Source organism: Gammaproteobacteria bacterium (assembly GCA_013696315.1).
In the GTDB taxonomy this organism is placed as follows: Bacteria; Pseudomonadota; Gammaproteobacteria; order JACCYU01; family JACCYU01; genus JACCYU01.
Genome location: JACCYU010000235.1, coordinates 17,831 through 28,884, shown reverse-complemented (window position 1 = coordinate 28,884; position 11,054 = coordinate 17,831). Strand labels below are relative to the sequence as shown.

The 11,054-nt window shown below is 62.7% G+C and carries 9 protein-coding genes, 1 tRNA gene and 1 pseudogene; 9 read left to right on the top strand and 2 right to left on the bottom strand.

The features are described 5' to 3' along the window. From H0V34_13940 to H0V34_13915, 6 genes and pseudogenes are all read left to right on the top strand, one after another. A partial coding sequence (locus H0V34_13940; protein MBA2492739.1) for a bifunctional NADH dehydrogenase FAD-containing subunit/selenide, water dikinase SelD occupies positions 1–448 on the top strand: 448 nt, incomplete at its 5' end. Between the two features lie 83 nt (positions 449–531). Further along, positions 532–1,422, top strand: a complete 891-nt coding sequence (locus tag H0V34_13935; GenBank protein ID MBA2492738.1) for a putative selenate ABC transporter substrate-binding protein — start codon at positions 532–534, stop codon at positions 1,420–1,422. A 36-nt stretch (positions 1,423–1,458) separates the two neighbouring features. Then, the gene (locus H0V34_13930; GenBank protein MBA2492737.1) at positions 1,459–2,124 is read left to right on the top strand and encodes an ATP-binding cassette domain-containing protein; all 666 of its coding nucleotides are present in this window, start codon (positions 1,459–1,461) and stop codon (positions 2,122–2,124) included. Then, positions 2,108–3,163, top strand: a pseudogene (locus H0V34_13925) (hypothetical protein). The gene H0V34_13930 and the pseudogene H0V34_13925 overlap by 17 nt, the downstream one beginning before the upstream one ends. Before the next feature lie 125 nt (positions 3,164–3,288). Further along, positions 3,289–4,491 (top strand): thioredoxin family protein, encoded by a 1,203-nt coding sequence (locus tag H0V34_13920; protein ID MBA2492736.1) that lies wholly within the window; start codon positions 3,289–3,291, stop codon positions 4,489–4,491. A gap of 5 nt (positions 4,492–4,496) precedes the next feature. Continuing rightward, positions 4,497–5,078, top strand: coding sequence for a hypothetical protein (locus H0V34_13915; GenBank protein ID MBA2492735.1), 582 nt, complete (start codon positions 4,497–4,499; stop codon positions 5,076–5,078). A 158-nt stretch (positions 5,079–5,236) separates the two neighbouring features. On the opposite strand, the gene H0V34_13910 is transcribed toward H0V34_13915, so the two are convergent. Next, positions 5,237–5,313, bottom strand: a tRNA-Arg gene (locus H0V34_13910). Between the two features lie 254 nt (positions 5,314–5,567). Between H0V34_13910 and H0V34_13905 the strand changes: the two genes are divergently transcribed. The 3 genes from H0V34_13905 (at position 5,568) to H0V34_13895 (ending at position 9,586) form a co-directional block, all read left to right on the top strand. Then, positions 5,568–7,100, top strand: a complete 1,533-nt coding sequence (locus H0V34_13905; GenBank protein MBA2492734.1) for a cytochrome c5 family protein — start codon at positions 5,568–5,570, stop codon at positions 7,098–7,100. Between the two features lie 213 nt (positions 7,101–7,313). Beyond that, on the top strand, positions 7,314–8,378 hold the full coding sequence (locus tag H0V34_13900) for a type III polyketide synthase (GenBank protein ID MBA2492733.1): 1,065 nt from the start codon (positions 7,314–7,316) through the stop codon (positions 8,376–8,378). Between the two features lie 62 nt (positions 8,379–8,440). Beyond that, the gene (locus tag H0V34_13895) at positions 8,441–9,586 is read left to right on the top strand and encodes an FAD-dependent oxidoreductase (protein ID MBA2492732.1); all 1,146 of its coding nucleotides are present in this window, start codon (positions 8,441–8,443) and stop codon (positions 9,584–9,586) included. Between the two features lie 13 nt (positions 9,587–9,599). On the opposite strand, the gene H0V34_13890 is transcribed toward H0V34_13895, so the two are convergent. After that, positions 9,600–11,042 carry a sulfatase-like hydrolase/transferase gene (locus tag H0V34_13890; protein ID MBA2492731.1) on the bottom strand — a complete coding sequence of 481 codons (1,443 nt, stop codon included), beginning with the start codon at positions 11,040–11,042 and terminating at the stop codon, positions 9,600–9,602. Positions 11,043–11,054 lie beyond the last annotated feature (12 nt).

Here is an 11,054-nt window from a genome sequence, read left to right as displayed (position 1 = left end):
GGCCGTGGCCATGATGCGCCAGTCCAGCGCGCAGGCGGCCGATTGCCTGCGCGCCCATCACGCCAGTGCCTGCACCGACGTGACCGGTTTCGGCCTGGTCGGTCATTTGCTGGCGCTGCTGCGGCCGTCGGGACTGGGCGCGGAAATCGAGCTGGCCAAGTTGCCATTGCTCGATGGCGCGCTGGATTGCGTCGCGGCCGGCATTGTCAGTTCCTTGCAGCCGCAGAATGCGCGTCTGGCTGAGACCATCACAGCCGCGGAGGCGGTGCGTACTCATCCGGCGTGGCCGCTGCTGTTCGACCCTCAAACCTCGGGCGGGCTGCTGGCTGCCGTGCCGTCCGATGAGGCCAAAGCCTGCGTTGCCGAACTGCGTGAACTGGGATATGGGCAGGCGAGCATTATCGGGCGTATCCGGCCTGTCGTTACAACCGCCCTCAGCGTTATCTGAAATTCCGTACCTGTCCGGCACATCCAATCTCCCCGCTGACGGCGTAATAAAGTTCGATTCATTCAACCGCCCGGAGGCGCCGCATGTCAGTCGGAATCAACCTGCCCGTCAAGCGGTCGGGCATCAAATTGTTGCTGGGCGCCATGCTCATGTTATCGGCGATAAGCGGATTCGCCGCCGAGCCGGTGTTGCGGTTTTCGGCCATCCCGGATCAGGACGAGACGCGGTTGCAGGAACGCTTCACCCTGGTGGCGGACTATCTTAGCCGGCGTCTTGGCGTGCCGGTGGAATATCTGCCGGTGAAGGATTACGCGGCCACGGTCATCGCGTTTCGCAACAATCAGGTGCAACTCGCGTGGTTCGGCGGCCTGTCCGGCGTGCAGGCGCGGCGGCTGGTGCCCGGCTCAAAGGCCATCGTGCAGGGTGTCGAGGATCCCGACTTCGGCAGCTATTTCATCGCGCACGCCAGTACGGGATTGGAACCAGGCAAAGGCTTCCCCCAGGGAATCGCCGGCAAGTCGTTTACGTTCGGCTCCAAAGGCTCGACCTCAGGCCGGCTGATGCCTGAATACTTCATCCGCCGGCACCTGGGCGCGCCGGACGAGGTGTTCGCGCGCGTGGGGTTTTCCGGCGACCACACGCAGACCAACGCCCTGGTGCAGTCGGGCGCCTATCAGGTCGGCGCTGTGAACTACCAGGTGTGGGAAGAGGAAGTCGCCGCCGGCCAGATCGATATCGACAAGGTGAAAGTGATCTGGAAGACGCCGCCGTATCCGGATTACCACTGGACGATCCGCGGCGACGTCGATGCGACCTGGGGAGAAGGATTCGCGGACCGCGTGCGCGCCGCGTTGATCGGGATGAAGGACCCACAACTGCTGGAGGCGTTTCCGCGCAGCGGGTTTATCGCGGCCGAAAACGCCGATTTTACCGAGATTCTCGATATCGCCAAGGAAATCGGGCTGATCGACTGATCGCTTGATGCAAGGCGTGAAGTCATTCCGCCCATGATGTTCAGGCTGCATAACGCTTCGGTCGGTTACGACGGCCGCGCCGTGCTGCGCGACGTACAAATCGACATCCGGCCGGGCGAACGCGTGGGCCTGATCGGCAGAAGCGGCGCCGGCAAGTCCACCCTCATCAACTTCGCCTATAACACCTATGCGGATGACAGCGCCCTGATCCCGCAGGCGCTCGGTCTGGTCGACGCGCTCAGCGCGTTTCATAACGTCTACATGGGCCGGCTGGATCGCCACTGCGCCTTTTACAATCTGCTCAATCTTGTGCGCCCCGGCCGCCGCGCGCTGGACGAAATCCGCGCGCTGATCGAACCGCTGGGGCTAGCGGAGCAACTGCATCGCCGCGCCGGCGAATTGTCCGGCGGACAGCGGCAGCGCGTGGCGGTGGGCCGCGGTCTTTACCGCGGCGCGCGGCTGCTGCTCGCGGATGAGCCGGTCTCGGCGGTGGACGCCACCCAGGCGCGCGCCGTGCTCGATCAATTGTGCGGCCGTTACGACACGGCGCTGATCGCGCTGCACGATATCGAGCTCGCGCGCGACTACACGCAACGTCTGATCGGGCTGGCCGGTGGCCGTATCGTGTTCGACAGTCGCACGGCGGCGATCACGGACACCGATCTGACCGAACTCTATCGACGCGATGCGCCCGCTGGCTAGCCCGGCCTCGAAGGTGAGCTTGTCGTTCGTGCTGGTGGCGGAGTTGTGCGTCCCGTTCGCCGATCTCGGTGTGTCTACAGTCGATCCGTGGGCTATCCTCGGGCAGATGGGGTTGGGGCTGCTCACGCCCTCGCTGACCACCGTCGCCGTGCCGTTAGAAGCAATCGCCATGACCGTCGCGTTCGCGCTGTGGGGCGTGGTGATCGCCGCCGCCGCCGGTTTCGTCCTGGCGTCTGTTTTTCACCTCGTCTGGGTGCGCGGCGGTTGCGCCTTCGTGCGCTCCATTCACGAACTCTTCTGGGCGTTGATCTTTCTGCAAATCTTCGGTCTGCATCCATTGACCGGCGTGCTGGCGGTCGCCGTCCCTTACGCGGGCATCTTCGCCAAGGTGTACAGCGAGATTCTGGAGGAAACCGAGGCCGCGGTCCGCCCCTGGTTTCCGCGCGGCAGCGGCGCGGTGAGCGTATTTCTGTTCGCACAGTCCATCTGGCCCGGTGTGGTGAATACCCTGCTGCTGACGCAGATCGCGCTGGTCGGCTGCGGCGGGCTGGCGCTGCTGTTGTTCCCGCTGGTGTCGCGCTATCTGTCGCGCACGCCCGCGCGCGGCGCCGGGCATTTGTTGCTGGTGATTTTCCGCTCGATCCCCGAATATATTCTTGCATTTATTCTCCTGCACGCGTTGGGTCCGTCGATGTTGCCGGCCGCGCTGGCGCTGGCCCTGCACAACGGCGCGATCATCGGTTATCTCATCGGCCGGCACAGCAACGCGCTGGTGCTGCGACCCGATCATGGCCGCGGTCTGAACCTGTACGCGTTCGAACTCGTGCCCCGGCTTTACGGACAGTTTCTCGCCTTCCTGTTCTACCGCTGGGAAATCATTTTCCGTGAGACCGCCATTGTGGGTATATTGGGTGTGCAAAGCCTGGGTTTCTTCGTCGATAACGCCATGCAGGCGCTCAGGTTCGACCAGGCGTTCGCGCTGATTCTGGTGACCGGGTTTCTCAATCTGGGCATCGACGCGGTGTCGCGCGTGATCCGCGGATCGCTGCGGTTGTCGCGGGCCAGCGATTGCGGCCCGGTGGCGGCGTATAAAGAAACGGGACGAGATGAATTCGCTCAACCAGAGTCAAACTTGGCGATGCGACCGGCGCAGGGCATAAACACATGACGGATCTCTGGCTGCAAGCGGTGTTCGCCTTTACCGGCGGCGTGCTGCTGAACCTCGCGCCGTGCGTGCTGCCGGTGTTGCCGTTCAAGGTGCACGCGCTGATCGCGGAAACCGGTCAGACATCCCGCGCGCGCTTAATCGCGGCGCTGGCCCTGGCGGCGGGTTCGCTGGCCGTGTTTCTGCCGCTGGGTCTGGCCAGCGCCTACCTTAATCTGCAATGGGGATTTCTGTTTCAGTCGCGCGTGTTTCTGCTAATGTTGATCGTGCTGCTGTTCGCGGCCGGCGCGGTTATGGCGTTGCACGTGCCGATCCGCCTCCCTTCGAAGGTGTACGAGGCGGGCGCCGCGGGTTCGGGCCCATTCCTCACCGGCGCCCTGGCCGGGGTGCTGTCGACGCCCTGCACCGGCCCGTTTCTGGGGTCGGTCCTCGCGTTTTCGTTAACCCAGCCTGCCAGCGCGACCGTCACCATCTTCGCGGCCATCGGCCTGGGGCTTGCCGCGCCATACGTGCTGCTGCTGGCGATACCTGGGTTGATCGATCGGCTCCCGCGCGGCGGCGCGTGGCTGGCGCGCATCGAGGAGCTGATGGGGTTTATATTGTTGGGCGGCGCCGTATTTTTCATCGGGTCGATCGTATCGCCCGCGCTGCAGCGGGCGGCCGCGTTTTCGCTGGTCGCGCTCTTCGTGTTGTGGGCCGTATGGCATCTGCTGAACCGTGAATCGACGGCTTCGCGACTGCTGCCCGCGGTGTGCGTCGCGCTGGTGGGATCGCTGGTTGCCGCGGATTCGCTGCGCGACAGCGAGCCGCTGCCGTGGCAGCCGTATAGCCATGCACGACGCACGGCCGCACTCGAGCAGCAGCGGCCTCTGCTAATCGAATTCACGGCCGACTGGTGCATCAACTGCAAGGTGCTGGAGCGCACGGTTTACAGCGACGCCGAAGTCGTGGCGCTGGCCAGTGAGTCGGGGCTGCTGACACTGCAAGTGGACATGACGCAGGCGGATGCGCCTCAACAGCGCCTGTTGCGCTCATTTGGCGGCGGCGGGATTCCGTTCGCCATTGTGATCGAAGGCGATGGCAGGATTGTCAGCCGCTTCCCCGATCTGTTCGGCGCGAGCCAGCTGATCGAAGCCATCGTGGAGGCGACCGATGAAACCGGGAGGATAACCCCGCGCGTCGCGCCATTAACCCGGTACTGACTTCTATGAGTAGAAATAATCTTTTCGTGATCGTCGCAATTGTCGTGGCGTTGGTCTGCGGTGTTTACGGTTACTTGAGTTCGCAACCAGCGAACCTACCTATGACGGAACGCGCCGACAGTGCGGCGGACGTTACAGATAAATCCGCCTCGCGCGCTCAAAATGCATCCTCGGCGCTTCCGCAGAGCGCCGACTACGTCAAGGTTCGTGCTCTGCCGCGGTCCGCGAACGGCGCGCTCTCCGGCATCGACGTGACGCTGGATATCGCGCGCGGCTGGCACGTCAACGCGAATCCCGCGTCCATGGAATTTCTGATACCCACCACTCTAAAAGTCGTACAGGGAAAACAGCCGGTCGAGGCTGTGGTGAATTATCCGCGCGGGCGTCTGCTGAAAGAAGGCTTCGACAAGCCCATTGCTGTTTATAGCGACGACACCATCCTGTCAGTCACGCTGCACGCGCCCGGTGCGGGCCACGGGCCGGACAACCTCCAGGCGATCGTCAATGTGCAAGCCTGCAACGACATGGGCCGTTGCCTAATCCCGAGTAAAATCTCCTCAGTCGTCGAAACGGAGCCGGCGCGATAAGATCGCTGCTCGATGGGACAGCAGGGGCGAGCCTGATCAAGAAATCGATCCAGTGAAGCGCTTTACCGGAGAGCGCCCGCACAAGGAGGTGCGGGCCGGAGTTCAGGGCAGTCGCAATGTTTCGCCAGGGATGGCTTTGATGAGATACGAATAGAAGGTGGCGCGCCCGACAGGATTCGAACCTGTGACCTTCGGCTTCGGAGGCCGACACTCTATCCATCTGAGCTACGGGCGCAATTCCAATTAGGTTAGCAAGCCCCGACGATAACATCCATGCCGGCCGGCTTACGACAACGGCGATTTTTGCTGGAAACCGGGAACTTTCGTTCGCGGTGCTTGCATCGCAGGTGGTGCGAGTATACCGCTTATCCTATAATCCTGAGCCTGTCCGCTTTGTGTTTTGTCGCAATATTCAAGTCTGATAGACCACTACACGGGCCATCCGGCCTATCCCGAAACAAATAATCTGGCTGATACTGGAGGCCGCGCGTGACCCAGGATGATAAACAATTCATGTCGCAGTTCTTAATCGTACTTGGCGGGCTGGTGGTGTTCACGGTGGTGATATTCGTGATTGCGCGGGTGTTGATGTCGTACAACACCGTCGATTACGGGCCCATGATCGAAAAGCAGGTGGCGGAGCGTACCGCGCCGGTGGGCGAGGCGCATTCCGGAGAAGTGCCAAAAGCGACCCAGACCGCGGCGGCGGGTGGCGGTAGCGCGGCCGGTGAGCAGACGTATGCGCAGGTCTGCTCCTCGTGTCACGACTCGGGCGCGAGCGGCGCGCCGAAAATAACCGCTAAGGCCGACTGGGAATCGCGCATCAAGCAAGGCAAGCAGACACTTTATGATCACGCTATCAACGGCATCGGGGCGATGCCCGCCAAGGGCGGCGATCCCAGTCTCTCCGACGAGGAGGTGCAGGCGGCGGTCGACTACATCGTGGCTACGGTTTCTGGCGGCGGGCAGACGGCCAAGGCCGCGGGCGGAAAGGCCAAGACGGGCCAGTCGCAACAAGCGTCCGCGCCGTCAGGGGCGCCACCGGCTGACATCGCGCAGGCAGCCCAGCGGGGCGCGTCGCCTGAAGGCAAGTCGACCTATCAGGCCATGTGTTCTTCCTGCCATGATTCGGGCGCGCTTGGGGCGCCCATGGTGACGGACAAAGCCCAATGGCAAGCGCGTATCGCCATAGGCGCAGAGGCGCTTTACAGCAGCGCCATCAACGGCGTAGGCGCGATGCCGGCCAAGGGCGGCCATTCGCAGCTGAGCGAGGATGAGGTCAAGGGGGCAGTTGACTACATTATCGCGCAAGTTTCGGGCGGCAAGGCCTCGGGCGGGCAGGCAAAATCGGGCCAGACCAAACAGGCCTCCGCGACATCAGGGGCGGCGCCGGCGGACGTGGCGCAGGCAGCCCAGCGGGGTGCGTCGCCTGAAGGCAAGTCGACCTATCAGGCCATGTGTTCTTCTTGTCATGATTCGGGCGCGCTCGGGGCGCCCATGGTGACGGACAAGGCGGCGTGGAAAGCGCGTATCGTCAAGGGCCCGCAGGCGCTATACACCAGCGCCATCGGCGGTATCGGGGCGATGCCGGCCAAGGGCGGTCATTCGCAGCTGAGCGAGGACGAGGTCAAGGGGGCCGTAGACTACATCATCGCGCAGGTTTCGAACGCCAAGGCAGCGGGCGCGAATGACAGCGCCAAAAGCTCAACCGAAGCCGGCGGCAAGAACGCGCCGTCGAACAAGGCTGGAGGCAAGGCAGGCACAGCCGCCGGTGCGTCAATGACCGCTGGCAAAAAAACATATGAAAGTGTCTGCGCCTCGTGTCACGGCACGGGCATGGCCGGCGCGCCCAAATACGGTGACAAGGCGGCATGGGCCAGTCACCTGAAGGAGGGCAAGACGCATCTCTACGAGACCGCTATCAATGGTGGCGGCGCGATGCCGCCCAAAGGCGGCAATCCGCAGCTCAGCGATGAAGACGTAAAGGCGGCGGTCGACTACATGTTGAACGCGGTGCAGTAGTTCTCGCCTGCCGCGCGTCCGCGCGCGCCGACACAAGGCGCGTTCGAACCAGGACAGCACACGCTGTCGCCGCCGCGCATAACGGGCCACACGGGAACGTGCGGCGCTGATGAGTGTCGGATTCTGACGTATTCCCGAACGGTCAGGTGTCGCGCGCGTATCCTGCCTCTCGTTACGACGCCAGGACGTTTTTGCCAACCATTTCTTCTCAACATGTTCAGCGCCTATATCAACCGAATCGCCACCGCGGCGCCCGACCATGACGTGCACGACAAGTTCGTCGAATACGCCCCGCGCCTGCTGACCGATCCCAGATCCAGGCGCCTGTTCAAGCGCATGGCGGAGCGTGCGCAGATCGAACATCGCTACTCCTACGTCAAGCCGAACCCAGCGCCCGACAGTCTGGATTGCGATGATTTCTACGTCGCGGGACGCTTCCCGGACACTCAGACCCGCATGCGGTTTTACGAAGTCCACGCCTTGCGGCTGGCTTCGCGCACGCTGGAAAAACTGGGCTTGCCGCAGGGCGCCGAAAAGGTGACGCACCTGATCGTTGTGTCCTGCACCGGATTCTATGCGCCGGGCCTAGACCTGCAGATCATCGAGCGCTTCGGTCTGTCTCCTTCGGTGGAACGCACCACCGTAGGTTTCATGGGATGTTACGCCGCGATCAACGCCCTGAAGCTGGCGCGTCATATCGTGCGCTCCGAGGCCGGTGCGCGCGTGCTGGTGCTTAACCTCGAGCTTTGCACCATACATCTGCAGGAGGCCGACGATCTGGCGCAGGTGCTTTCATTTCTGGTCTTCGCCGACGGCTGCGCCGCGTGCCTGGTCAGCGCCGAGCCCCACGGTATCGAACTGCTCGATTTTCGCGCGGTGATCGCGCCGCAAAGCAGCGAACAGATCACCTGGCGTATCGGCCGGCTGGGCTTTGATATGCACTTGTCGGGTCGCGTGCCGCACACCATTGGCGGCGAACTGCCGGTGAGCATTGAGGCTATCCTCGGCGCGCACCGGCGTAAGGACATCGCGCTATGGGCGGTGCATCCCGGTGGTCGCTCAGTGCTGGATGCGGTGGCATCGGCGCTGCATCTGCGCGACGACGAACTGGACTACTCGCGCGATATCTTAAGGCGTTTCGGCAACATGTCATCCGCCACGGTGATGTTCATCCTGCAACAGATGCTCGATCGCGCGCCGTCCGCCGCGCTGGGTTGCGCGCTGGCCTTCGGTCCCGGTCTGACGACGGAAAGCATGATGTTCCAGATCGCGCATTGATGGCTCATTTGCCCTTTTTTTCGCAGCGCCGGCCGAACCCATGCTCACCGCGACCCGCGCGGATGTTGAGGCAAGAGGCACGCCAGTGGGATGCGATCGTCGTCGGCGGCGGGCTGGCCGGCGGCGCGGCGGCGTGCCATCTTGCGCGGGCGGGCAAAAAGACTCTGCTGATAGAAAAACAAAAGCACGCGCATCACAAGGTCTGCGGGGAGTTCTTAAGCTTCGAGGCGCAGCAATATCTGACTGAACTGGGTATCGATGCGGTGCGGCTGGGGGCGGTGCCGCTGCGGTTTGTGCGCGTGCATCATGGCAGGCGCCGCGCGCGGGCGCGATTGCCGTTTATCGGTCTGAGCCTGTCACGTTTTTTGATGGACGAGCAGTTGCTGGCGCAGGCGGCGGATTATGGCGCGACGATTCATCGCGGCGGCAAGGTTTCTTGTATCACGCCGGCCGGCGAGGGCTGGCGAGTCGGGGCCAAAGACAGGTTCGGCGCGAAAGCCGACGCCGTGTTTCTCGCGACCGGTAAACACGAGTTTCCGGCGCTGAAAAGGCGCCCCGGCACGCAGAATGATTTTATCGGCTTCAAAATGCACTTTGCCTGCACGAGGGCGCAGCGTCAGGCGCTGGCCGAACACGTCGAAATGATATTGTTTAACGGCGGATACGCCGGTTTGCAGCTGATCGAGGACGGAAAAGCCAACCTGTGTCTGGTCGTCACGCGCCAGCGCTTCGCGCGCATCGGGAGAGACTGGAGCAGGCTGCTGGAGTATATTTCCGGCTCGTGTGTAGCTTTTCGCGAATTCGTCGATCATGCAAACCCGTGCTGGCGGCGTCCCGCGGCGATCACAGGCCTGCCTTACGGCTTCGTGCATGCGGGCGCGGGCTCGGAAGAAAGCGAAGGCGCGGATAGCATTTATCGGCTGGGCGACCAGTTCGCCGTTATCCCGTCGTTCTGCGGTGAAGGGATGTCGATCGCGCTGCACACCGCAAGGCTCGCGGTCAGCGAGTTCCTTATCGATGGCAACCGCGCGCCCTGCTTTCATGCGCGCGCGTTCGCGGAGCTGTCCCCGCAAATCGACGTGGCGTCTCTACTGGGACGCGCCTTCGACAAACCTGTGGTGCAAAGCTTCGGCGTCGCGGCCTGCCGGTTGTTTCCGGGCCTGATAAGCAACGTCGCCGCGCGTACGCGGCTGCGCGCACTCGCTTGAGGAATTCGGGCGCTCACCAAGGCGCAACCCGCGGCGGCAGCGGGTCCACCGTAGCGGCCATGCGGTCGCAGAGCCTGATCAGCAGTTCGCGCTTTACCTGCTCGTAAGCGGGATCGGCCCACCTGTTTTCGTGTTCGCCGGGGTCTTGCGAGAGATCGTAAAGTTCGCCTAATTCCTCGCCATGAAATGCGATCAGCTTGTGCGTTTGGGTGCGCACCATCGTTGCCCGCGCGCCCGCACTGCGGTTGCCGAGGCTTGCATCGTAATGTTCGCAGTACACGTCGTCGCGATGCGTTATTTGTTTCCTTTTGCTGGTTAAAAGTTTCCATAACGAGCGCCCCTGCATGCCCGCAAATACCGGCAGTCCGGCGGCCTCCAGCAACGTCGGGGCCAGGTCCGCCAACTCGACGAACGAGGACTCGCGGCGCCCGCCGCGCACCATGCCCGGCATCGAAACGATCAGCGGCACCCGCACCGACACGTCATAAAAAAACGGGCCTTTGAGATACATGCCGTGGTCGCCCAGCAACTCGCCGTGATCGGACATGAAAATTACCAAGGTGTTATCGCGCTGTCCGGTTTCTTCCAGCGCGGCCAGCATGCGCCCCACCTGCGCATCGATCAGGTCCACCATCGCCCAGTACGCAGCACGCAGCAGCCGGTGATCCTTGCTAGTCAGACTCTCGTAGGCAAGCGCCTTTTTCCGGCGCGATGCGCTTCCGTGCCGTGCACGCTGATAATGGGGTTTGCTATCCAGCTCGCCGGGGACGTATGCCGGAAGTGGAATCTCATCGAGCCTGTCAAGGTAACGTTCCAGGTACGTCCTCGGCGGATCGAACGGATGATGCGGATCGAAAATATCCACGACAAACATCCACGGTCGTTTGTACCGCGCGTTGGCCTGCATGAAGTGAATGGCCTTTTCCGCGCACCACGTCGTATGGTGATAGTCGGCCTCCATGCCGATTTCAACGTGCTTCGATCCCTTGAGCGGCGTGACGCTGTATGCCTTACCGTGGCCGCGCAGCCAGTGTTGATATTCGTCTGTCGGCCAGTCGGGATTTGGATGATGCGACCAGTGGAACTCGGCGAAACCGTCGTGTATACGCCGCTCCGTCAGCGGCGATACGGAAGGGTGCGTCGGCGCAATATGCAGTTTGCCCGCCAGCCCGCAGTTGTATCCACCGTCCGCCAACAGCTTCGAGACGAGTTTCTCGTCGGCCGGGATCGCCTGTCCGTTCATGCGGCAGCGCGTGGTTCGCGGATAACGGCCGGTCAAGAAACTCGCGCGGCTGGGCGTACATACCGGGCTCTGGCAATACGCCTGCTCGAACAGCACACCCTGCTCCGCCAGACTATCAAGGTTCGGCGTGTGCACGTACGGATTGCCGTAACAGCCCAGCGTGTCGAAACGTTGCTGGTCGGTGCAGATCCAGAGGATGTTGGGTTTTGTCACAAGCCTGGGAAA

Coding starts and splice junctions, on each gene's coding strand:
- H0V34_13935 (MBA2492738.1), top strand. CDS start 532: ATGTCAGTCGGAATCAACCTGCCCGTCAAGCGGTCGGGCATCAAATTG.
- H0V34_13930 (MBA2492737.1), top strand. CDS start 1,459: ATGTTCAGGCTGCATAACGCTTCGGTCGGTTACGACGGCCGCGCCGTG.
- H0V34_13920 (MBA2492736.1), top strand. CDS start 3,289: ATGACGGATCTCTGGCTGCAAGCGGTGTTCGCCTTTACCGGCGGCGTG.
- H0V34_13915 (MBA2492735.1), top strand. CDS start 4,497: ATGAGTAGAAATAATCTTTTCGTGATCGTCGCAATTGTCGTGGCGTTG.
- H0V34_13900 (MBA2492733.1), top strand. CDS start 7,314: ATGTTCAGCGCCTATATCAACCGAATCGCCACCGCGGCGCCCGACCAT.
- H0V34_13895 (MBA2492732.1), top strand. CDS start 8,441: ATGTTGAGGCAAGAGGCACGCCAGTGGGATGCGATCGTCGTCGGCGGC.